Origin of the sequence: Sulfurifustis variabilis, from assembly GCF_002355415.1 — a bacterium.
Classification (GTDB): Bacteria; Pseudomonadota; Gammaproteobacteria; order Acidiferrobacterales; family Sulfurifustaceae; genus Sulfurifustis; species Sulfurifustis variabilis.
The window spans coordinates 364,368-385,782 of record NZ_AP014936.1 but is presented as its reverse complement, the minus strand read 5'-3'; the positions used below and the strand labels follow the sequence as shown (position 1 = coordinate 385,782).

Below are 21,415 nucleotides of genomic sequence, written 5' to 3'. Positions count from 1 at the left end.
GGTGAGCGCTGCGTCCGGGCGGCAGGACTTAACCGAGGGCATGAAAACCCTCACCCCGTCCCTCTCCCGCGAGCGGGAGAGGGGAGCAGGAGAGATTCCACTTCCATGAACCGGCTGCGCAACATCGCGATCATCGCCCACGTCGACCACGGCAAGACCACGCTGGTCGACAAGCTCCTGCAGCAGTCCGGCACCTTTGCTGCGCACCAGCAGATGGGCACACGGGTGATGGACTCGAACGACCTCGAGCGCGAGCGCGGGATCACGATCCTCGCCAAGAACACGGCGATCCGCTGGAACGAATGGCGCATCAACATCGTCGACACGCCCGGGCACGCCGACTTCGGCGGCGAGGTCGAGCGGGTGCTCTCGATGGTCGATTCGGTGCTGCTGCTGGTCGACGCGGTCGACGGCCCGATGCCGCAGACACGCTTCGTCACGCGCAAGGCGTTCGCCCAGGGGCTGCGCCCGATCGTCGTGATCAACAAGATCGACCGCCCGGGGGCGCGACCCAACTGGGTGCTCGACCAGACCTTCGATCTCTTCGACAAGCTCGGTGCGACCGAAGAGCAGCTCGACTTCCCCGTGGTCTACGCCTCCGCGCTCCAGGGCTACGCCGGCCTGGAACCCGACGTGCGCGCGGGCGACATGACGCCGCTTTTCGAAACCATCCTGAAGCATGTCCCCGCCCCGGACGTCGACGAGAGCGGGCCGTTCCAGATGCAGGTCTCGAGCCTCGACTACTCGAGCTACGTCGGCGCGATCGCCGTCGGCCGCATCAAGCGCGGCCGCGTGCGGCCCGGCCAGGCGGTGACGGTCGTCGACCCGGACGGCAGGACGCGTTCCGCCAAGGTGCTGCAGGTGCTCGGCTTCCTCGGTCTCGAACGCAACGAGGTGACCGAGGCCTCGGCCGGCGACATCGTCGCCATTACCGGCATCGAGGCGCCGCGCATCTCGGACACGCTTTGCGAGCCCTCCCGCGTCGAGGCGCTGCCGCCCCTGTCGGTCGACGAGCCTACCGTGACCATGACCTTCGAGGTGAACACGAGCCCGTTCGCGGGGCAGGACGGCAAGTACGTGGCCAGCCGACAGCTGCGCGAGCGGCTGGAGCGCGAGCTCATCCACAATGTGGCGCTGCGCGTGGAGGACACCGACAGCCCGGACAAGCTGCGGGTCTCCGGACGCGGCGAGCTGCACCTCTCGATCCTCATCGAGAACATGCGGCGCGAGGGCTACGAGCTCGCGGTCTCGCGTCCGCAGGTGATCATCAAGGAGGTCGACGGCGAACGGCAGGAGCCGTACGAAACGCTCACCGTGGACGTGGAGAGCCAGCATCAGGGCGTCGTCATGGAGAAGCTCGGCCTGCGCAAGGGCGAGCTGCTCAACATGGAGCCGGACGGCAAGGGTCGCGTGCGCCTCGAGTACATGATTCCCTCGCGAGGCCTGATCGGTTTTCGCACGGAGTTCCTCACCGCGACGACGGGAACCGGGCTTCTCTACTCGACCTTCGATCACTACGGGCCGATGAAGAAGGGCGAGATCACGGGCAGGACGAACGGCGTGTTGATCGCGAACGGCCCGGGCAAGGCCGTGGCCTATGCGCTCTTCAACCTCCAGGAACGCGGCCGGATGTTCATCGGCCCGGGCGAGGAGCTGTACGAAGGGATGATCGTGGGCATCCACTCGCGCGACAACGACCTCGTGGTCAACCCGATGAAAGGCAAGCAGCTCACCAACATCCGTGCCGCGGGCTCCGACGAGAACATCCTGCTCACCCCGCCCATCGAGCTCACGCTGGAACGCGCTCTCGAGTTCATCGAGGACGACGAGCTCGTCGAGGTCACGCCCAATCACCTGCGCCTGCGCAAGCGCCACCTGAAGGAGAGCGATCGCCGCCGTCTCGGCCGCGCCGCGGCCGGCTGAACTTCGCCCGAAGACCCGGAGTCGAACAGTAACGAGCGGGCCATGCCCCGCTGACAAGGAGGGTCTTATGCGGCGGCGCATGTACTTTCTGCTTCCGGACGTGAAGCGGGCCAGGGCGGTCTTCAAGGAACTGCTGCTCGCCCGGATCGAGGAGCGGCACATCAAGGTCATGGCGAGGGAAGGGACGCAGCTCGGTGATCTGCCGGAGGCCGCGATTCTCGAGAAGACCGACGCGCTGCACGGCGCCGGGCTCGGACTCATCGTCGGTGGTGCGACCGGGGCGGTCGTCGGCTTCCTCGTCATGACCTTCCAGCCGGCCGGTCTGGATCTCGGCTTTGCCGTGGTCCTCGCCCTCGCTCTCCTCGGCGCGGTGATGGGGGCCTGGGCCTCGGGCATGATCGGGACCAGCACGCCAAACACGCACCTCGAACGCTTCAAGGACGAGATCGCGCGCGGCAAGGTCCTGATGATCGTCGATGTGCCTGGCGGGCGGGCCGACGAGGTGTCGCACGCCATCAAGAAGCATCACCCCGATGCTGACATGCGCGGCTTCGATGCGACGATCCCGCGCCCGTTTCCCTGAATCGAATCCCCGTCCGCGACGGGCGGTGTTATCCTTGCGGCATGCCGCCGAAGGCCGCCGCTCGCGCACCCGCCGTGGTTTTCCCGATCGCGGTCGCCGCCGGCCGCGATGCCGGACCGGCGGAGCGGCGGACCGCTTCGGACCTCGCCGCGCGATTGCGCCTGCCGCTCCTCGGGGAGGGCGCGACGGCGAACCTCCTGATCATCCCTGAGAACGGGTATTTCTCGCTGCTCGAGCCGGCGACACGCACGCGGCTCGCCGTCGATTACACCCCCGAAGAACGCCGCCGTTACCGGGCCAGCGCCGGCCGCGACCCGCTGGTGCGTGCCGTTGGTGCGGGCCCGCGGCGCGTGGTCGACGCCACCGCCGGTCTGGGTCGGGACGCGGTCCACCTGGCCTGGGCCGGCCGTCGCATCGTCGCGATCGAGCGCGACCCGGTGGTCGCGACGCTCCTGGAAGGCGTCCTGGGCCGGGCCGTTCGATCCGGCGCGCTGGAGCCGGGCACCGTGGAGCTGGTCCCGGGCGACGCCGCCGTCGTCCTGTGCTCCCTTCGTCCGCGCCCCGAGGTCGTCTACCTCGATCCCATGTTCCCCATGAAGCGCCGATCGTCCTCGGCGGCGCGGAAGGAGATGCGGCTCCTGCGACTGCTCGTCGGCGCCGGCCCGGACGCGCACGAGCTCTTCGAGGCCGCCCGCGAAACCGCCACCGAACGGGTCGTCGTCAAGCGACCCGACGACGCGCCGCCCCTCGTTCCCCACCCGACCATGTCGTACTCGGGCAAGCTCGTGCGCTACGACGTCTATCGGACGGCGCGCGCGTCGTGAACCGGGCGGACTGTCCTTCGGTGCGCGAACCGTTCTTCTACGTGCCGGACCTCGGGGACGGAGCGCGTCTGACGGTGACGGGCGACGAGGCGCACCACGCGTCGGCCGTGCAGCGCCTGCGCGAGGGCGATGCGCTTGCGCTCTTCGACGGGCGCGGCCGGGTGGCGCGCGCCCGGCTGCTTTCGATCCGCGCCCGGGGGCGCGAGATCGAAGTCGAGGTCTACCAGCGCGTCCTTGCGCCCCCTCCTCGGCCGCGCACCCTGCTCTACACGGCACTACCCAAAGGGGACCGCGCGAGCGTTCTGCTCGACATGGCGACTCAGCTGGGCGTGAGTCGGTTCACGCCGCTCACATGCGCTCGTGCGGCGGTCGAACCCCGTTCGGCGGTTCCCGAGCGGTGGAAGCGCATTTGCATCGAAGCGTGCAAGCAGAGCCGGCGGGCTCATCTCCCCGAGCTCGCCCCGCCCCTCGATATCGGCACGGCGGCCGGGCACGCCGCAACCGAGCGCGCGCGTCTGCTGGTCGCGCATCCCGACCCGGGCGCGCGGCCGCCGACGGCGTCCGACGCCGAAACACATGCGTTATTCGTCGGTCCGGAGGGCGGGTTCACCGAGGGAGAGATCGAACATCTGCGCGCACGCGGAGCCGAGATCGTCACACTCGGCCCGCGCATCCTGCGCATCGAGACGGCGGCCGTGGCGCTGCTCGCCGCGCTGACGGTCGGCGCCGGCTAGGAGGCGGAGACGAACCGGCGCCGCAGACCCACGACCTCGAGCGGCTCCGGCGCGTGGAGGCCGTCGCCCTGCGCGTAGTCCACGCCCAGGCGACGGAGCTCCTCGAGCGCCTCGGCGTTCTCCACGTACTCGGCGATCGTGCGCTTCCCGAGCACGTGCCCGATGTGGTTGATCGACTCCACCATCGCCCGGTCGAGCGGATCGCGCGACATGTCGCGCACGAACGCGCCGTCGATCTTTATGAAATCGACGGCGAGATGCTTGAGGTACTCGAAGGAAGACATGCCGCTGCCGAAATCGTCGAGCGCAAACCGGCACCCTCGCGCACGCAGCTTCCCCACGAAGGCACCGGCCCGCTGCCAGTTGGCGATCGCCGCGGTCTCCGTGATCTCGAAGCAGATGCGGCGCGGATCGATGGCGTCCGCCGTCAGCGCGTTCTCGACGTGCGCCAGCAGCCGCTCGTCCCCGAGCGACTGGCTGGACAGATTAATGGCGAGGTTGCCGGCCCGCGGGTGCTCTTCCAGCCAGGCGAACGTGCGGGCGATCACCCAGCGGTCGATCGCGGACATGAGCCCATAACGCTCGGCCGCGGGAATGAACGCCATCGGCAGCACCACCTCCCCGTCCGGCTGCACGAGGCGGATGAGGACCTCGTGATAGGGCGCTTCGGCCGCGCTCTCCTTGAGCGGCAGGATACGCTGCACGTAGAGGAGAAAGCGGTCCTCGTCGAACGCACGGTTGATTTCCGCCACCCAGCGCATCTCGCCTTCCCGGCGCGTGACCTCCGCGTCGTTCGCCTGATGGACCCAGATGCGGTTCCGCCCCTTGTCCTTCGCGATGTAGCAGGCGGCGTCCGCCGCGCTCAGGACGTCCCCGGCGCCGCGGCTGTTCCCGTCGATGGCCGCGATCCCCACCGACACGCCGACGCGAAAGCTCTTGTCGTGCCAGGCAAAGCGGAAATCGGCGATCGCCTGACGCAGCTTTTCCGCGAGCGGCAACGCCTGGTCGATCGAGCAACCCTCGAGCAGCACGCCGAACTCGTCGCCGCCCAGCCGGGCGAGCGTGTCGCTCGCGCGCACCAGCGGCGTGAGCATCGCCGCAAGCTGGCAAAGCAGCTCGTCGCCCGCCACGTGGCCGCAGGTGTCGTTCACGAGCTTGAACTGGTCGAGGTCGAGATAGAGCAGCACGTGAGACTTGCCCTGCTCCCGCGCGTTGCGGATCAGGCGCTCGAGCAGGAGCTCGAACTCGCGTCGGTTGACGAGGCCGGTCAGGCTGTCGTGACTCGCCTGCCACGAGAGGAGCCGTTCCATTCCCCGCGACCGCGTGACGTCGCGGAACACGAGCACGGCGCCGCTCATGGCGCCGTCGAGGGCGCGTAACGGGGCGGCCGTGTCCTCCACGGCGTACTCCGTCCCGTCCCGGCGCAGGAGCAGCGTGTGGCGCGGGCCGAGGAGCCGCGCATCGAGACACCCGAGCATGGCCGGGTGCTCGAGCGGCTTGCGCGTGGCCTCGTCGACGATGCGGTAGATCTCGCGAAGCGGGCGCCCGCGTGCCTCGTCCAGGCGCCAGCCGGTCAGCTCCTCGGCGACGGGGTTGAGGTACAGCACGTCGCCCGTTTCGTCGGCCGTGATCACGCCGTCGCCGACCGAGCGCAGCGTGACCTCCGCCCGCTCCTTCTGGCGGTGAAGGTCGCGTTCGATGCGGCGGGTGCGCGTGATCACGTAAGCGGCCGTGCTGACGCCGAGCAGGAGCATGAAGAATCCGAGCTGCGTCGTGGTGCGGACCGTGGTGCGGTACTCCTCCTGCGCGCGGGCGATGGAGGCCTCGACGGCGGCGCGCTCCTCGGCGATCAAGCGGTCGAACAGCGAGAGTATCTCCTTCTCGAGCGGCATGTCGTGGTGCACCAGGTCGATCCTGACGCCTTCGACGTCGTCCCGGGCGATTCGCTCGGCGAGCTCCATCTGAAGCGGCTGCGAGCGACGGATGAGGGCGAGGATCTGGCCGTAGAGCTCGAGCTCCTTCGCGCACACCACGTCGTTATCGGCACGGGCGAGACGGCAGGGATTGATCGCTTCGTAGCGCTTCCGCTGACCGATGAACTCGCCGGCCAGGTTCGTGAACCGGAGGTATTCCTCCTGGCGCTGAAACAGGTCCTCGTTCAGGAACATCGCGTAGATGCTGAGCGAGCGCTCGCGCACGATGTTGCGCATCGACTGCAGGGCGTCCATCTCGACGATGTGCCGCTCGGCGATCCGCTCCATGTGGGCGTTGATCGTCTTGATGTGCACCACGCTCGCCACCGCGAGGGCGAGCATGAGCGCCAGCACGAGGACGAACCCCGCGATGACGAAATGACCGGAGTGCTGAAGACGTCGGTGCAGGTGCATCGGGCCAGGGTGCCGGATCGGGATGCGTGTGGATTTTTTGCAATATCCATGCCGCTCGGGTGCCTTTTAACCGGCCGGCATGCGCCGCTCAGCCGGTGCCGGCCAACACCGGGCGAAAGAGGGGTGCGACGACGACGCGCAGACAGGCGTGGGCCTCGCGCAGGGCGGCCTCGACGAGCGCGGGGGTCGGCGCGCGCGCGTAGACGAAGCCGAGGTAACTCGCGCCCTCGGGCAGCGGCACCAGCTCGTAGCCCTCCCGCACGGCGATGACGACCTCCTCGATATGGCGCACCCGGCCCGCGGCGGTCAGGCCCTCCACCCTGCGCAGGACCCCGGCCCTCGGGATCGGAATCATGAGGACGCCCGCGGCCCCGTCTTCGGCTCGACGCGCGATGGTGCGGCCCATCGCGTGCGCCAGCACGATCTCCTCGAGCCCGTAGCCGGTTCCCACGCGCATCAGGCGGGCGCACAGTCCGCCGATCGTCCGCGCGGCCGTCTCGAGAATCCAGACGCCCTGGGCGTTGATCCGGCACTCGGCATGGATCGGCCCCTCCCGGAGGCCGTAGGCGGCGCACGCCTGCGCGACGCGCGCGTGCAACTCGTCCCGCTGCTCAAGCGCCAGTCGCGACGGTGTCACGTAGTACGTTTCCTCGAAATACGGCCCGTCGAGGGGGTCCGGCTTGTCGAAGACCGCGAGGATTTCCAGGCGCCCCGCCCGCAGCATGCCCTCGACCGCGACCTCGAAACCCGGGATGAAGGTCTCGGCGAGCAGATAGCGGCGCGCGTCCGGCTCCGGCTCGTCGCGCACGATGCGCGCGATACGCGCGCAGGCGGCGAGAAACTGCGCGGGATCGTCGACGCGGATCACGCCGCGGCTCGCGCTCATCGCGATCGGCTTCAGCACGCACGGGTAGCGGACGGCGTCGGCCTGGACAGCGAGCGGCGCCGCGAGATCGATGCGCCAGTGGCGGGGAACCGGCACGCCCGCCTCCGCCAGCCGGGCGCGCGCGAGATCCTTGCGGCGCGCGCGTCTCACCGCTTCCGGCGGGTTGTGCGGAAGGCCCAGGGCGCCTGCCGCGCGCGCGGCGAGCTCGGTCGTCGCGTCGTCGGTCCCGACGACGCCGGCGAAGGGACGGCGCGCGGACTCGACGAGGATGCGCTCGAGAGCCCGGTCCGGGTCGCCGAGGTCGAGGTGCAGGCCGTCGGCGTAGCTGCTCACGACCGAGTGCCGGCCTTCGGAGGCGACGAGCACCTCCGCTTCGAGTCCGTGCGCGGCGGCGATGAAGGGAGCCGTGCGGTAGCTCGCGTGCGGGGCGATCACGAGCACGCGCGGTCGTTCGCCGCGCGTGGGTGCGGGCGTCACGACCCGCCTGCTAGAAGCCGCGGCCGCCGGCGCAACCGCCGCACAGGCCGCTGCCGCCGACGCTCTGGAAGACGTCCTGGAACACGAAGTTGTCGTTCGCGAAGTCGATCTGCGCGCCGCGCAGGAAGCTCAGCGCGACCGCATCCACCGCCAGGCGATAACCGGGGCCCTCGCGCACGGTGTCGTACGCGGTCGTGCCCTCGCCGTAGGTCATCCCGTAGCTCATGCCGCCACAGCCTCCTCCCGTGACGAACAACCGGATCACGCTGAGCTCCGGGTCGGCGTCGGCGAGCAGCTCGGCGAATTTCGCCTCGGCGGCGGGCGTCAGGCGCAGATCGTCCTGCGAGAGGCTGCGTATGTACTCCAGTTGCTCGGCGGTGGCGCTCATGGCTTGCTCCCCCAAATTCGCACGCGGATAATCCTTACCCTACTGATCCGCCCCTGATTTTTCCACCCGCCGTGTTCTACCGGGAATTTATGCCATGCCGCGCACGGTTTACTGCCAGGTGTTGAAGCGCGAGGCCGAAGGCCTCGACCGGCCCCCGCATCCGGGCCTGCTCGGCCAGCGGATCTACGAGCAGGTTTCGCGCGAGGGCTGGCGCAAGTGGCTCGAGCGGCTTGCGACGATCATCAACGAGAACCGGCTGAGCACGGCCGATCCCGGCTCGATCGAGGTCATCGAGCGCCACATGGTGGGCTTTCTGTTCGGCGAAGGGGAACTGGGGCAGCTGCCGGAAGGTTTCCGCCCACCGGGCCAGAAGAAATAGGCGATTCGCCCTACTCCGGGACCAGCCACTCCACCCGCGCCGTCGCCCGCGGACCCTGGCGCAATTGACCGGAGAGCGGCGGGAGCGCGCGCTCGAGCTCCTCGTCGACCCGCCACGGCGGGTTGATCATCGCCATGCCGCATCCGTTCAGCCGAAAGGGCGTATCGTTCGGCCACACTTCGAGCTCGGCCACCAGGATCCGGCGCACGCCGCTCGCTTCGAGCGCCTGCTTCAGCCTTGCTACCGGCGCGCCCGCCTTGAGCGGGTACCACAGGGCGTAAACGCCGGTGGACCAGCGCCGATGGGCGGCGACAACGGCCTCGCCGACCGTTCGCCACTCGCCGGCGGATTCGTACGGGGGATCGAGAAGCACCAGGCCACGGGCTTCCGGAGGCGGAAGCCAGGCATCGAGCCGCGCATACCCGTCGCCGCACTCGACGCGCACCTGGCGGTCGCGCGCGAACTCGCGCGCGAGCCGCGCGCACTCGCCCGGTTCACGCTCCGCGAGCCCGAGACGGTCCTGGGGACGCACGAGCGCGCGGGCAATACGCGGCGACCCCGGGTAGACCCGGAGGGCCGGCCCCCGGTTCACCCCGCGCACGGCGGCGAGATACGCGGTCGTCAGCGGATCGGCGGAGGCGGCCCGCCAGAGTCGCCCGATGCCGTCGCGGTACTCCGCCGTCTTCTGCACGGCCGGATCGCGCAGGTCGTAGCGGCCGGCGCCCGCGTGCGTCTCGAAGTACGCGAAACCCTTCTCCTTGCGCTTGAGCGCTTCGAGCAGCGCGACGAGGACGAGATGCTTGAACACGTCGGCGAAGTTGCCGGCGTGAAAGGCGTGGCGGTAGTTCAAGGAAGATGTCGAATGCTCAATGCTGAATGTTGAATTGGCGACGCGCGCTTCGCGCGCACCTCGTCAGCATTCAGGATTCGCCGCCCTTCAGCCACTCCGCGACCTGGCGCGCGAAGTACGTCAGGATCGCGTCGGCGCCGGCGCGCTTCATCGCGAGGAGCGATTCGAGCACGACCGCGCGCTCCTCGAGCCAACCGTTCGCGGAGGCCGCCTTGAGCATCGCGTACTCGCCGCTCACCTGGTACACGAACGTCGGCACGCCGAAGGTCTCCTTCACGCGGCGCACGATGTCGAGATACGGCATGCCCGGCTTCACCATCACCATGTCGGCGCCCTCGTCGAGGTCGAGCGCCACCTCGCGCAACGCCTCGTCGCTGTTGGCCGGATCCATCTGGTAGCTGTATTTGTTGCCGCCACCGAGGTTGCCGGCCGATCCGACCGCGTCGCGGAAGGGGCCGTAGAAGCTCGAGGCGTACTTGGCGGAGTACGCGAGGATGCGGGTGTTCCGATGGCCGGCCGACTCGAGCGCGTCGCGGATGGCGCCGATGCGGCCGTCCATCATGTCGGAAGGCGCGACGATGTCCGCGCCCGCCTCGGCGTGGGACAGCGCCTGCCTCACCAGCACGGCGACCGTCTCGTCGTTCACGACGTAGCCCGACTCGTCGATCAACCCGTCCTGCCCGTGGGAGGTGAAGGGATCGAGCGCGACGTCGGTGACGACGCCGAGCGCCGGAAAGCGCCGCTTCAGCTCCCGCGCGGCGCGCTGTGCCAGCCCCTCGGGGTTGTACGCCTCCTCGGCGCCGAGCGATTTCTTCCCGGTCGGCGTGACGGGGAAAAGCGCCACTGCCGGCACGCCGAGCGTCTGAAGCGCCTCGGCCTGCGCGAGCAGCCGGTCGATCGTCACGCGTTCGATGCCGGGCATGGAGGCGACCGGCTCGCTTCGGTTCTTCCCCTCCAGGACGAACACCGGCTGGATCAGGTCGTCGGCACGAAGGTGGCGCTCGCGCATGAGCCGGCGCGAGAACTCGTCACGCCGCATGCGCCGGGGGCGGGTTCGGGGGAAACGGCCGCGGGCGGTATCGATGTGCGTCATATCGGCTCCGCTGTTCTCCAAAAACAAAAGGGCCCGTCTCGGGCCCCTTTGCGACTGTGACGGCTATCCTACTTGGTTTTCTTCGGCTTGGCCCTGGCCTTGCTCTTCGCCTTCGGCGCCTTCTTCGCCGCCTTCTTCGGGGCTTTCTTCTTCACCGCCTTGGCCGCCGCCTTCTTCGGTGCCTTCTTCGCCGCTTTCTTGGGAGCCGCGGCCTTGGAGGCAGACGCCTTGGCGGCCGGCTTCGGGGCCGGTTTGGCCGCCGGCTTCGCCGGTGCCTTGGCCGGGGCGGCGCGGCCCTTCGCGCCCATGGCCGCGCCCTGCGCCATCACTGCGGCGAGCGGACGTATCTGGGCCTCGATGATGTCCGTGATGTTCTTGAAGATATCGTTGATCGAACCGACACCGCGGACGGTGCGCAGCTTGCCCTGCGCCTTGTAATAGGAAACCAGCGGGGCGGTCTGCTCTTCGTACACGCGCAGCCGGTTGCGTACGGTCTCCTCGTTGTCGTCCGAGCGCTGCATCAGGGAGCCGCCGCACTTGTCGCATTTGCCGGAGGACTTCGACGGCGAGAAATACACGTTGTAGATCGCCCCGCACTGGCTGCAGGTCCGGCGGCCCGTCAGCCGCTTCATCAGCACCTCGCTGTCGACGTCCACGAGCAGGGCGAGCTGCAGCGGCTGGCCGAGGCGCGCGAGCATGGCGTCGAGGGCCTGGGCCTGCGGGATGTTGCGGGGGAACCCGTCCAGAATGAAGCCGCTCTTCGCGTCCGGCTTCGACAGCCGCTCCTGGATGATGCCGAGGACGATGTCGTCGGTAACCAGCTGCCCGGCATCCATGGCGGCCTTGGCCTTCTTGCCGAGTTCCGTCCCGGCGGAGACCGCCGCCCGCAGAAGGTCGCCGGTGGAGATTTGCGGGATTTTATACTTTTCAACCAGTAACTTGGCCTGGGTTCCCTTGCCGGAACCCGGCGCACCCAGAAGCACGATTCTCATATTTTTCTCGCTTTTCCCTGGTCAGGCCGCGGTGGGAGGAACATTTATACCCTTGGGAATAGGGTTTCGGTAACGTACCGTCTGGACTTTGCCTCGTCAATGGTTCTTGGGATTCCATAAACCTCCCCTATTCCCCGATTTAATCTTTCCGTGACCGCGCTTTGGGTATTGGGTTAATCTAGCGCGCTGCAAACGGGCTACCCCTGCCGTGCGGACGCCCACCGAGACGCATCTCGCCCCGCGATGAGCGAGCACAAGATACCCGATTTCGACCCCACCGAGCTGTCCACGGTTCAGGAGCGCCTGGCCCGGCGCTATGGCAAGGAGATCGAGATCCAGCAGGCGGATGTCGAGGTGTGCGTCGAGCCCGCCGACGTCGACCTCGCCTGGTGCCCCGCCCTGTACTGGTCCGAGCGCGGCGTGAGCTTCGTCATCCTGAAGCTGGGCGAGCGCCGTTACCGCCCCCTCTTCTTCTACCAGCCCGACCAGCAGTTCGGCACCGGGCATGACAGCTACCCCGACCTCGGCGAGTGCGTCACCACGGTCCTGCAGGTCCAGACGGACCACATGCGCGACATGGCCGGTATCGCCTCGGGCAGCACGGGCAAAGACCTGCACTGATTCGCTTCACACCAAGAAACCTTTCTTCAAGGATCGCCATGCCCAAAACGAAAAACGCCTTTTACGCCCAGTCGGGCGGCGTGACCGCCGTGATCAACGCCTCCGCGTGCGGCGTGATCGAGACGGCACGCAAGTACAAGAACAAGATCGGCAAGGTCTACGCCGGCCGCAACGGCATCATCGGCGCGCTGACCGAAGACCTCATCGACACGAGCCGGGAATCGGCCTCCGCCATCGCCGCGCTCAAGCACACCCCGTCCGGCGCCTTCGGCTCCTGCCGCTACAAGCTGAAGAGCATCGAGGAGCACCGCGCGCAGTACGAGCGACTCATCGAGGTCTTCAAGGCCCACGACATCGGTTACTTCTTCTATAACGGCGGCGGCGACTCGGCCGACACCTGCCTCAAGGTGTCGCAGCTCTCGGAGAAGATGGGCTACCCCATCGTCGCGGTGCACGTGCCGAAGACCGTCGACAACGATTTGCCGATCACCGACAACTGCCCGGGCTTCGGCAGCGTCGCGAAGTACATCGCCGTCTCGACGCGCGAGGCGAGCTTCGACGTCGCCTCGATGGCGAAGACCTCGACCAAGGTGTTCGTGCTCGAGGTGATGGGGCGCCACGCCGGCTGGATCGCGGCCGCGGGCGGTCTCGCCTCGACCAAGGACACCGAGATCCCGATCGTCATCCTCTTTCCCGAGGTCACCTTCGACAAGGAGAAGTTCCTGGCGCGGGTCGACGAGCTCGTGAAGAAGCACGGCTACTGCTCGGTCGTCGTGTCCGAAGGCGTGAAAGGCCCGGACGGGAAGTTCCTGTCGGACCAGGGTCTGCGCGACGCCTTCGGTCACGCGCAGCTCGGCGGCGTGGCGCCGGTGGTCGCGAACATGATCAAGGAAGGCCTGAACCTCAAGTACCACTGGGGCGTCGCGGACTACCTGCAGCGCGCCGCGCGCCACATCGCGTCCAAGGCCGACGTCGATCAGGCCTACGCCGTCGGCAAGGCTGGGGTCGAGTTCGCGGTGAAGGGCAACAACGCCGTCATGCCGGCGATCCAGCGCGTCTCGAGCAAGCCCTACAAGTGGAAGATCGCCATGGCGCCGCTCGCGAAGGTCGCGAACGTCGAGAAGATGATGCCGAAGGACTTCATCACCCCGGACGGGTTCGGCATCACCGCGAAGTGCCGCCAGTACCTCGAGCCGCTCATCAAGGGCGAGGACTACCCGCCGTACAAGGACGGCCTGCCGCAGTACGTGCGGCTGAAGAACGTCCCGGTCAAGAAGAAGCTCAAGACCGAGTTCAAGGTGTAACGAAGGGAACCATGACCCTCGAGAAGGCCCGGGAGCTGCTCAAGGTGCAGGCGGACTTCGGAGGGTTCTACAACGCCAACTCGGCCAAGCTGATTCTCGCTGAAGTGACTCGCGAGCACGGCCAGGCGGCGGTGGACCAACTGATACGCAAGCTCGGCCTCGAGCGGATCTTCGGCTTCGCGCCGGGGACCCGCCTCGAGGGCGGGCTCGCGGTCAAGAAATAGAAAAGGCGGCCCCGAGCAGCCATGATTTCGTAGATCGATGACCACCACTCATCGCAACACCGTGCGCGAAGCGGTTCTGGCCCGCCGCCGAGCGCCCAAACCCTGGGGGGATTGTTAATGTCCAGCAGTCTGATCTTCGCGTTGGTGTGCGCCGGCGCCGCAATCGCGTACGGCCTCGTTTCGATGCGCTGGGTGCTCGCGAAGCCCGCGGGCAACGAACGCATGCGGGAAATCGCCGCTGCGGTGCAGGAGGGCGCCTCGGCGTACCTCAACCGGCAGTACACCACGATCGGCATCGTCGGCGTCGTGCTGTTCGCCGTCATCTGGTTCTTCCTCGGCAAGCTCACCGCCTTCGGCTTCGCCATCGGGGCGATCCTTTCGGCGGCAGCCGGGTACATCGGCATGAACATCTCGGTGCGCGCGAACGTGCGCACCGCGGAAGCCGCGCGCGAGGGGCTGAACCCGGCGCTGCAGATCGCCTTCCGCGGGGGCGCCATCACCGGGCTGCTGGTCGTCGGCCTCGGGCTGCTCGGCGTCGCGGGCTACTACGCGGTGCTCGCCTCGCTCACCCCGGCCGGCCAGGCCCCGAGCCTCGCGCCTCTCGTCGGCCTCGGGTTCGGCGGCTCGCTGATCTCGATCTTCGCCCGTCTGGGCGGCGGCATCTTCACCAAGGGCGCGGACGTCGGCGCCGACCTCGTGGGCAAGGTCGAGGCCGGCATCCCCGAGGACGACCCGCGCAACCCGGCGGTGATCGCCGACAACGTCGGCGACAACGTCGGCGACTGCGCCGGCATGGCGGCGGACCTGTTCGAGACCTACGCGGTGACGATCATCGCCACCATGCTCCTGGGCGGCCTGCTCGTGCAGGGCATCGGCGCCAACGCGGTGCTCTATCCCCTCGTGCTCGGCGGCGTCTCGATCATCGCCTCGGTGATCGGCACCTTCTTCGTGAAGGCGCGCGAGGGCGGCAAGATCATGAACGCGCTCTACCGCGGCCTGATCGTCGCGGGCGTGCTCGCGGCCATCGCATTCTACCCGGTCACGACGCAGCTCCTCGGTGAATCGATCACGCTCGACGGCCGTGCCGTGGGCACGATCAACCTCTACTACGCTGCGCTCATCGGCCTGGCGCTCACCGCGGCGATGGTCATCATCACCGAGTACTACACCGCGACCGAGTACAGCCCGGTGCGCCACATCGCCCAGGCCTCGACCACGGGCCACGGCACGAACGTGATCGCCGGCCTCGGCGTCTCGATGAAGGCCACCGCGGCGCCGGTGATCGCCGTGTGCCTGTCGATCTGGGGCGCGTACGAGCTCGCGGGCCTCTACGGCATCGCCATCGCCGCGACCTCGATGCTCTCGATGACGGGCATCATCGTGGCGCTCGACGCCTACGGACCGGTGACCGACAACGCCGGCGGCATCGCCGAGATGGCGAACCTGCCGAAGGAGGTGCGGAACATCACCGACCCGCTCGACGCCGTCGGCAACACGACGAAGGCGGTGACCAAGGGCTACGCCATCGGCTCCGCCGGTCTCGCCGCGCTGGTGCTCTTCGCCGACTACACGCACGAGCTCAAGCACGCCGGCAAGCTCGTCGAGTTCTCGCTCTCCGACCCGGCCGTGATCATCGGCCTGTTCGTGGGCGGTCTCGTTCCCTATCTCTTCGGCGCGCTCGCGATGGAGGCGGTGGGCCGGGCGGCCGGCGGCATCGTGGTCGAGGTGCGCCGGCAGTTCAAGGAGATCAAGGGGATCATGGACGGCACGGCGAAGCCCGACTACTCGCGCGCGGTCGACATGCTCACGCGCTCGGCGATCAAGGAGATGATCCTGCCGTCGATCCTGCCCGTGCTCGTGCCGATCGTCGTCGTGCTGCTGCTCAACTGGCTGATGGGTCCCGGCGCGGGCACCAAGGCCCTCGGCGGCGTCCTCATGGGCTCGATCGTCACCGGCATCTTCGTCGCCATCTCGATGACGACCGGTGGCGGGGCGTGGGACAACGCCAAGAAGTACATCGAGGAAGGTCACCACGGCGGCAAGGGTTCGGACGCCCACAAGTCGGCGGTGACCGGCGATACCGTCGGCGACCCCTACAAGGACACGGCGGGCCCGGCGATCAACCCGCTGATCAAGATCATCAACATCGTGGCGCTGATGATCGTGCCGCTGCTCTAGGCCGACGGCGTCCGCCACGCGCAAAGGGCCGGCGATCCCGGCCCTTTGTGTTTTGCTGCGGTAGAATCGCACCAATGAAGATCTGCATCGTCTCCGACTCGCACGACCACCGGGAGCGCCTGGCGGCCGCCGTTGCGGACGCCAAGGCGCGCGGGGCGCAGGCGGTGCTCCACTGCGGCGACCTCGTCGCGCCGTCGACGCTGCATGCGGCGATGCCCCTGGGCCTGCCGATCCACGTGATCCACGGCAACAACGCCGGCGACCTCTATCATCTTTGCCGGCTCGCGCAGAAATCCGGCGGCCTCGTGAACTACCACGGCCAGGACGCGAGCCTGACCCTGGGCGGGCGCAAAATTTTCCTCGTGCACTACCCGCACTACGCCAGGGCGATGGCGATCACCGGCGACTACGATCTCGTGTGCAACGGCCACGAGCACTCCGCGGTGATCGAGCGGGTCCGGAACATCAAGGGAACGGAGACCGTGCGGGTGGACCCCGGGACCGTCGGCGGGGTGAGCGCCCCGCCGACCTACGTGCTCGGCGACCTGGCCGAGCTCCGCTTCACGATCTATCCCGTGCCGGAACAGGCGCCGGCGCAACCGCGCGCCGAACGGGCGGCCGACGACTCCTGATCGACCTCGGCCGGCATCGGCTTCAGCCCCAGCTTCGCGAAGAGCGCGGCGTCCGCGTCGGATTCCGGATTGGGCGTGGTGAGCAGCCGGTCGCCGTAGAAGATCGAGTTGGCGCCGGCGAGGAAGCACAGGGCCTGCAGATGATCCGGCATGGCCCCGCGACCGGCCGAGAGACGGACCATCGAGGCCGGCAGGACGATGCGGGCGACCGCCACGGTCCGGACGAACTCGATGGGGTCGAGCGCCGGCTGATCCGACAGCGGCGTCCCGGGAATGTGCACGAGCAGGTTGACCGGGACGCTTTCGGGCGGCGGGTCGAGCGCCGCGAGCTCGGCGAGAAACGCGGCGCGGTCGGCGCGGGACTCGCCCATCCCCATGATCCCGCCGCAGCACACCTTGAGGCCCGCCCGGCGCGCGCGCGCCAGGGTCGCCAGCCGATCCTCGTAGGAATGCGTGTGGATGACCTTCTCGTAGTGCCCGGGCGACGTGTCGAGGTTGTGGTTGTAGTAGTCGAGCCCGGCGTCGGCGAGCTCCTCGGCCTGGCCGTCGCGCAGCAGGCCCAGTGTCGCACACGTCTCGAGACCGAGACCCTTCACCGCCCGGATCATCTCCGTGACCCGTGCGAGGTCCCTGTCCTTGGGTCCGCGCCAGGCGGCACCCATGCAGAAGCGCGTCGCGCCCCTGGCCTTCGCGGCACGGGCGGCGTCGAGGACATCGTCGAGGGCCATGAGCGGTTCGCTCTCGAGCCCCGTTTCGAAACGGGCCGACTGCGAACAGTACCCGCAGTCCTCGGAGCAGCCACCGGTCTTGATCGAGAGCAGCGTCGACAGCTGCACCGCGTTCGGGTCGAAGTGGGTCCGGTGCACGGTCTGCGCCCGGTAGATCAGGTCGTTGAAAGGCAGCTCGAAGAGCGCCTCGATCGCGGCGGCGCGGTCGGACATGGAAAGCGGGCTCCGGGGATGGCGAGGTCGCCAAACTAGGCGAGCGTCGGGGTGCTGTCAACCGCGGGCGCCCGTTCAGGTTGACGGCAATTGCCGCCAGCCGGCCCGGGTTTCAGCCGCTGGCGCTCCGATCCATCTCGCCGCCCCCGCCGAGCGACTTCAGGGCGTGAACGTTGCGGATGGTGATGTGGCGGCCGCTCACCTCGATCAACCCCTCCTCCTGCAGGCGCGAGAGCAGCCGGCTCACGGTCTCGAGGGCGAGGCCGAGGTAGTCCCCCAGGTCCTGGCGGGACATGCTGAGCTTGAAGTGGGCGCCGTCGCGCCCGAGGCGCGCGTGGCGCTGCGAGAAGGAGAGCAGGCAGGAGGCGACCCGCTCCTCGGCGGCCATGCGGCCGAGCGTCATGAGCATCTGCTGGTCGCGCGCGATCTCCCGGCTCATGATCCGCAAGAGCTGGTGCTGGAGCCCGGGCACCTTGAGCGCGAGGTCCTCGAGCGCGTGGTACGGGATCTCGCAGATCTCCGTGGTCTCGAGCGCTTCGGCGCTGCACGGGTGCTGGTCGGTGTTGATCGCGTCGATCCCGAGCAGCTCGCCCGGCAGGTGAAAGCCCGTGACCTGCACCCGACCGTCCTCCATCAGCCCGGTGGTCTTCATCGACCCCTGGCGGATGGCATAGAGCGCACGCAGCGAGTCTCCGAGCCGGTACAGGGTCTGACCCTTCTTCAAGGTCTGCCGGCGACGGATCAGGCGGTCGAGGGCGTTGATGTCGGCCTCGTCGAGGCCGAGCGGCAGGCACAGTTCCTTGAGCGTACAGCTCCTGCAGGCCGCCTTGATGCTGGCGATGCTGATGACGGTGGCCGGCGTGTCGGCCATGGATGCGCGTCCCTGGATTTCCGGCCGATATTTAACCGGATCGATCCAGAAGCGTCTACGAGCAGGGCGGCCCGCAATGACCGACAAAAACTGGGTGTAAGTGCGAGCGGTTCAGATCACCCTGGAATATCGCTGCTCCTGCTGCCGGCGCAAATACTTGTCGAACACCATGCACACGTTGCGCACGAGCAGCATGCCGGCGGGCAGCACGTCGATGCGGCCGGGGCTCAGCGCGACGAGCCCGTCTTCCGCCATGCCGGCGAGCGTGGCGAGCTCCGGGGCGAAGTACTCGGCGAAGCGGATGCCATGCGTGCGCTCGACCGCCGGGATGTCGAGTGTGAAGTGGCAGATGAGGCCCGTGATCACGTCCCGGCGCAGCCGGTCGTCCGCGTCGAGCTCGATGCCGCGGAAGACCGCGAGCCGGCCGGCGTCGATACGCGCGTCGTACTCCTCGAGCGTGCGCACGTTCTGGCTGTAGGTTTCGCCGATCTTTCCGATCGCGGTGATGCCGAGCCCGACGAGGTCGCAGTCCGCGTGCGTCGAATAGCCCTGGAAGTTGCGGTAGAGCGACCCGCTGCGCTGCGCCACCGCGAGCTCGTCGTCGGGCCGCGCGAAGTGATCCATGCCGATGTACTCGTAGCCCGACGCGGTCAGGCGCTCGATGGTCGCCTGCAGGATGTCGAGCTTGGCCTGCGGCGAGGGCAGGTCCTCCGCGCGGATGCGCTTCTGCGGCATGAACAGCTCGGGGAGGTGCGCGTAGTTGAAGACCGAGAGCCGGTCGGGTGACGCGGCGATCACGGTCTCGAGCGTGCGCGTGAAACTCGCCACCGTCTGGTGCGGCAGGCCGTAGATCAGGTCCATGTTGATGGATCGGAAGCCGAGCGCGCGCGCTTCGCGCAGCACGCCGAGCGTCTGCTCTTCGCTCTGGATCCGGTTCACCGCCGCCTGGACCTTCGGGTCGAAGTCCTGGACGCCGAGGCTCAGCCGGTTGAAGCCGAGCTCGCGCAGGAGCGCGAGCGTTCCCGGGCGCACCTCGCGCGGGTCGACCTCGATGCTGTACTCGCCCCGGTCGTCGTCGCGCAGCCGGAAGTGCTCGCGCGTCGCCCGCATGAGGGCGCGCATCTCGTCATCGGCGATGAAGGTCGGCGTGCCGCCGCCCCAGTGGAGCTGATCGACCGTCCGGGCCGGATCGAAGAGCGCGCCCTGCAGGGCGATCTCCTCGTGCAGGCGCTCGAGATACGGCGCCGCGCGCGAACGGTTCTTCGTCACGATCTTGTTGCAGGCGCAGTAGAAGCAGAGCCGCGCGCAGAACGGGAGGTGCACGTACAGCGAGAGCGGCCTGCCCTCTCCGCGGTTCGTGGCCGCCGCCTGCGCGCGGTACGCCTGCTCGTCGAACCCCGGGTGGAATTGCACCGCGGTCGGATAGGAGGTGTAGCGCGGGCCGGACTTGTCGTAGCGCGCGAGCAGCGCCGGATCGAAGCTGAGCCGTTGCATGGCGGCGATTATGAGCCACGCCGCGCGCACAAAAGTTGACCTCCATCAAGGAACGCCGCCCCGGTTTTCCCGATGGTACGTGCCAACCGGAGAACGGGATGCGCCTTCTTTTTGTAGGTCTTGCCTTTCTGACGCTGCTCCTGGGAGGCCTGTCCGCACAGGCCGCCGTGGGCCACAGCGGCGCCCGGCTGTACGCCCAGCACTGCGCGGCCTGCCACGGCCCAGACGGCCGGGGGGGCGTGGGTGCGCCGCTCGCGCTGCCGGACTTTCTCGCCACGGCCGACGACGATTACCTGGCAAGAACGATCCGGCTGGGGCGCCCCGGCCGCGTGATGCCCGCCTTCCAGCACTTGAGCGACGCCGAGGTGCGCGCGATCGTGGGCCACGTGCGCGGCTTCGCGCAGACCCGGCCCGCCCCGCGGCCCGCGGTCGGCCGCGGGGACCGCGCGCGCGGCGAAAAGCTCTACGCGCGCCACTGCGCCTCCTGCCACGGCGCGAAGGGCGAGGGCGGCCACGGGACCGGCGTGACCTTCTCCCGCCCGCGCGACCTTCCGATCCTCGCGCCCGCGCTCAACAACCCGGGGTTCCTCGCGGCGGCGAGCGACGCCATGATCAAGGCGACGCTCGTGCTGGGGCGCGAAGGCACCCCCATGGGCTCCTTCCTCGAGGCGGGGCTCTCGGAGCGCGACATCGACGACGTCGTCGCCTACGTGCGCGCCTTCGAGAAGCAGCCGGTGCCGGCGGGTGCGACCGTCCTCGAAAGCGAATCCGCGGTGATCGTGCGCGAGTCGTCCGCCGACATCCCGACCACGCTCGAGCGCCTGAAGAACGCCGTGGCCGGGGTCAACATGCGCCTCATACGCGTCGCCCCCCTGGAGGAAGGCGCGGTCGAGAAGGGAAAGGAGAATCCGAAGCGCTACATCGTCGACGCCTGCGACTTCGCGTTCCTCAACAAGGCGCTCGCGGTCGATCCGCGCGTCGGCCTGTTCCTGCCCTGCCGCTTCACCGTGGCCGAGGAGAACGGAAAGGTCCTGGTGATGTCGATCAACCCGAAGCGCCTGAGCGCGATCTTCAACAACGCGGAGCTCAACGCGCTCTGCACGCAGATGCACGAGATCTATACGAACATCATCGAGGAGTCGACGCTGTGAGCCTGCTTCGCTTCCTCGCCCTCTGCGTGATCCTTGTCGCCGCGCCGCTGCGCGCGGACGAGCTCCTGATGGTGCGCACCGACCAACCCTTCCCCGAGGCGATGGCCCGCCTCCAGGAGGTCGTCGCGGCGCACGGCTACAAGGTAACGCGGGTGCAGCGGGTCGACGTCGGCCTGACGTCCAGCGGCTACGCGACCGCGGAGTACCGGGTGGTCTTCTTCGCGCGGCCGGAGGAGCTGAGACGCCTGCCCGACAGGCGCCCGGAGCTCCTGGCCTACCTGCCGCTCAAGATCGTGATCTTCGCCGAGGGCGAGTCGACCCTCGCGCTCACCAACAGCCCCGCGCTCCTCTCGGAGTTCTTCGACGACGCCGCGCTGCGCGTGCAGTTCCAGCGCTGGGAGCGCGACGTGCGCTCGATCCTCGACCAGTTCGCGGCCCATTGAATCCGGCGGCGAGGCGGAGGCGCTTTCCGGCCCCCGGACG

At 68.5% G+C, this 21,415-nt stretch carries 20 protein-coding genes and 1 pseudogene; 12 read left to right on the top strand and 9 right to left on the bottom strand.

What is annotated here, in order from left to right; translation table 11 throughout:
- The first annotated feature begins 105 nt into the window (after window positions 1–105).
- The 4 genes from typA (at window position 106) to SVA_RS01880 (ending at window position 4,064) form a co-directional block, all read left to right on the top strand.
- Window positions 106–1,923 carry a translational GTPase TypA gene (gene typA, locus SVA_RS01895; protein WP_096458010.1) on the top strand — a complete coding sequence of 606 codons (1,818 nt, stop codon included), beginning with the start codon at window positions 106–108 and terminating at the stop codon, window positions 1,921–1,923.
- A 67-nt stretch (window positions 1,924–1,990) separates the two neighbouring features.
- Window positions 1,991–2,506 (top strand): DUF1269 domain-containing protein, encoded by a 516-nt coding sequence (locus tag SVA_RS01890; RefSeq protein ID WP_096458007.1) that lies wholly within the window; start codon window positions 1,991–1,993, stop codon window positions 2,504–2,506.
- Between the two features lie 74 nt (window positions 2,507–2,580).
- A complete protein-coding gene (locus SVA_RS01885; RefSeq protein WP_169923925.1) occupies window positions 2,581–3,330 on the top strand; it encodes a class I SAM-dependent methyltransferase in 750 nt (249 codons plus the stop codon).
- A complete protein-coding gene (locus SVA_RS01880; protein ID WP_096458000.1) occupies window positions 3,327–4,064 on the top strand; it encodes an RsmE family RNA methyltransferase in 738 nt (245 codons plus the stop codon). Before SVA_RS01885 ends, SVA_RS01880 begins: the two co-directional genes overlap by 4 nt.
- Here SVA_RS01880 and SVA_RS01875 read toward each other — a convergent pair.
- The 3 genes from SVA_RS01875 to SVA_RS01865 form a co-directional block, all read right to left on the bottom strand.
- Window positions 4,061–6,451 (bottom strand): EAL domain-containing protein, encoded by a 2,391-nt coding sequence (locus SVA_RS01875; protein ID WP_096457997.1) that lies wholly within the window; start codon window positions 6,449–6,451, stop codon window positions 4,061–4,063. The genes SVA_RS01880 and SVA_RS01875 overlap by 4 nt on opposite strands.
- 88 nt (window positions 6,452–6,539) lie before the next feature.
- A complete protein-coding gene (locus SVA_RS01870) occupies window positions 6,540–7,814 on the bottom strand; it encodes an ATP-grasp domain-containing protein (RefSeq protein ID WP_197703316.1) in 1,275 nt (424 codons plus the stop codon).
- Window positions 7,815–7,824: 10 nt separating this feature from the next.
- A complete protein-coding gene (locus tag SVA_RS01865) occupies window positions 7,825–8,202 on the bottom strand; it encodes a HesB/IscA family protein (RefSeq protein ID WP_096457991.1) in 378 nt (125 codons plus the stop codon).
- Between the two features lie 94 nt (window positions 8,203–8,296).
- Here SVA_RS01865 and SVA_RS01860 point away from each other — a divergent pair, with 94 nt between their 5' ends.
- The gene (locus tag SVA_RS01860; RefSeq protein WP_096457988.1) at window positions 8,297–8,581 is read left to right on the top strand and encodes an oxidative damage protection protein; all 285 of its coding nucleotides are present in this window, start codon (window positions 8,297–8,299) and stop codon (window positions 8,579–8,581) included.
- A gap of 10 nt (window positions 8,582–8,591) precedes the next feature.
- Here the strand turns inward: SVA_RS01860 and SVA_RS01855 are convergent, their stop codons facing one another.
- The 3 genes and pseudogenes from SVA_RS01855 to SVA_RS01845 form a co-directional block, all read right to left on the bottom strand.
- Complete coding sequence (locus SVA_RS01855) at window positions 8,592–9,431, bottom strand: 23S rRNA (adenine(2030)-N(6))-methyltransferase RlmJ (protein WP_169923924.1); 840 nt, start codon at window positions 9,429–9,431, stop codon at window positions 8,592–8,594.
- 70 nt (window positions 9,432–9,501) lie between these two features.
- Window positions 9,502–10,524, bottom strand: a complete 1,023-nt coding sequence (hemB, locus tag SVA_RS01850) for a porphobilinogen synthase (protein ID WP_096457983.1) — start codon at window positions 10,522–10,524, stop codon at window positions 9,502–9,504.
- A gap of 353 nt (window positions 10,525–10,877) precedes the next feature.
- Window positions 10,878–11,516, bottom strand: a pseudogene (locus SVA_RS01845) (adenylate kinase); the annotation flags it as partial.
- 243 nt (window positions 11,517–11,759) lie between these two features.
- Here SVA_RS01845 and SVA_RS01840 point away from each other — a divergent pair.
- From SVA_RS01840 to SVA_RS01820, 5 genes are all read left to right on the top strand, one after another.
- A complete protein-coding gene (locus tag SVA_RS01840) occupies window positions 11,760–12,137 on the top strand; it encodes a hypothetical protein (RefSeq protein ID WP_096457977.1) in 378 nt (125 codons plus the stop codon).
- Between the two features lie 38 nt (window positions 12,138–12,175).
- Window positions 12,176–13,441, top strand: coding sequence for a 6-phosphofructokinase (locus SVA_RS01835; protein WP_096457974.1), 1,266 nt, complete (start codon window positions 12,176–12,178; stop codon window positions 13,439–13,441).
- An 11-nt stretch (window positions 13,442–13,452) separates the two neighbouring features.
- Window positions 13,453–13,665, top strand: coding sequence for a hypothetical protein (locus tag SVA_RS01830; RefSeq protein WP_096457971.1), 213 nt, complete (start codon window positions 13,453–13,455; stop codon window positions 13,663–13,665).
- 117 nt (window positions 13,666–13,782) lie between these two features.
- Window positions 13,783–15,843: a sodium-translocating pyrophosphatase gene (locus SVA_RS01825; protein WP_096457966.1), complete on the top strand. Its 2,061-nt coding sequence runs from the start codon at window positions 13,783–13,785 to the stop codon at window positions 15,841–15,843.
- A gap of 74 nt (window positions 15,844–15,917) precedes the next feature.
- Window positions 15,918–16,475: a metallophosphoesterase family protein gene (locus tag SVA_RS01820; RefSeq protein ID WP_096457963.1), complete on the top strand. Its 558-nt coding sequence runs from the start codon at window positions 15,918–15,920 to the stop codon at window positions 16,473–16,475.
- Here the strand turns inward: SVA_RS01820 and bioB are convergent.
- The 3 genes from bioB to hemN form a co-directional block, all read right to left on the bottom strand.
- Window positions 16,412–17,416, bottom strand: coding sequence for a biotin synthase BioB (bioB, locus tag SVA_RS01815; protein WP_096457961.1), 1,005 nt, complete (start codon window positions 17,414–17,416; stop codon window positions 16,412–16,414). The genes SVA_RS01820 and bioB overlap by 64 nt on opposite strands.
- Window positions 17,417–17,528: 112 nt before the next feature.
- A complete protein-coding gene (gene fnr / locus SVA_RS01810) occupies window positions 17,529–18,287 on the bottom strand; it encodes a fumarate/nitrate reduction transcriptional regulator Fnr (RefSeq protein ID WP_096457958.1) in 759 nt (252 codons plus the stop codon).
- Between the two features lie 111 nt (window positions 18,288–18,398).
- Window positions 18,399–19,781, bottom strand: coding sequence for an oxygen-independent coproporphyrinogen III oxidase (gene hemN / locus SVA_RS01805; protein ID WP_096462785.1), 1,383 nt, complete (start codon window positions 19,779–19,781; stop codon window positions 18,399–18,401).
- Between the two features lie 98 nt (window positions 19,782–19,879).
- Between hemN and SVA_RS01800 the strand changes: the two genes are divergently transcribed.
- Both SVA_RS01800 and SVA_RS01795 read left to right on the top strand, forming a co-directional pair.
- Window positions 19,880–20,932: a c-type cytochrome gene (locus tag SVA_RS01800; protein WP_096457955.1), complete on the top strand. Its 1,053-nt coding sequence runs from the start codon at window positions 19,880–19,882 to the stop codon at window positions 20,930–20,932.
- Window positions 20,929–21,375, top strand: coding sequence for a DUF302 domain-containing protein (locus SVA_RS01795; RefSeq protein WP_096457952.1), 447 nt, complete (start codon window positions 20,929–20,931; stop codon window positions 21,373–21,375). The genes SVA_RS01800 and SVA_RS01795 overlap by 4 nt, the downstream gene beginning before the upstream one ends.
- Window positions 21,376–21,415 lie beyond the last annotated feature (40 nt).

Bases quoted from the DNA above. Each gene is read 5' to 3' on its own strand.
- typA (WP_096458010.1), top strand. From the start codon at position 106: ATGAACCGGCTGCGCAACATCGCGATCATCGCCCACGTCGACCACGGC.
- fnr (WP_096457958.1), bottom strand. From the start codon at position 18,287: ATGGCCGACACGCCGGCCACCGTCATCAGCATCGCCAGCATCAAGGCG.
- SVA_RS01825 (WP_096457966.1), top strand. From the start codon at position 13,783: ATGTCCAGCAGTCTGATCTTCGCGTTGGTGTGCGCCGGCGCCGCAATC.
- SVA_RS01830 (WP_096457971.1), top strand. From the start codon at position 13,453: ATGACCCTCGAGAAGGCCCGGGAGCTGCTCAAGGTGCAGGCGGACTTC.
- SVA_RS01875 (WP_096457997.1), bottom strand. From the start codon at position 6,451: ATGCACCTGCACCGACGTCTTCAGCACTCCGGTCATTTCGTCATCGCG.
- SVA_RS01865 (WP_096457991.1), bottom strand. From the start codon at position 8,202: ATGAGCGCCACCGCCGAGCAACTGGAGTACATACGCAGCCTCTCGCAG.
- SVA_RS01860 (WP_096457988.1), top strand. From the start codon at position 8,297: ATGCCGCGCACGGTTTACTGCCAGGTGTTGAAGCGCGAGGCCGAAGGC.
- SVA_RS01835 (WP_096457974.1), top strand. From the start codon at position 12,176: ATGCCCAAAACGAAAAACGCCTTTTACGCCCAGTCGGGCGGCGTGACC.
- SVA_RS01840 (WP_096457977.1), top strand. From the start codon at position 11,760: ATGAGCGAGCACAAGATACCCGATTTCGACCCCACCGAGCTGTCCACG.
- hemN (WP_096462785.1), bottom strand. From the start codon at position 19,781: ATGCAACGGCTCAGCTTCGATCCGGCGCTGCTCGCGCGCTACGACAAG.
- SVA_RS01820 (WP_096457963.1), top strand. From the start codon at position 15,918: ATGAAGATCTGCATCGTCTCCGACTCGCACGACCACCGGGAGCGCCTG.
- bioB (WP_096457961.1), bottom strand. From the start codon at position 17,416: ATGTCCGACCGCGCCGCCGCGATCGAGGCGCTCTTCGAGCTGCCTTTC.
- SVA_RS01890 (WP_096458007.1), top strand. From the start codon at position 1,991: ATGCGGCGGCGCATGTACTTTCTGCTTCCGGACGTGAAGCGGGCCAGG.
- SVA_RS01800 (WP_096457955.1), top strand. From the start codon at position 19,880: ATGCGCCTTCTTTTTGTAGGTCTTGCCTTTCTGACGCTGCTCCTGGGA.
- hemB (WP_096457983.1), bottom strand. From the start codon at position 10,524: ATGACGCACATCGATACCGCCCGCGGCCGTTTCCCCCGAACCCGCCCC.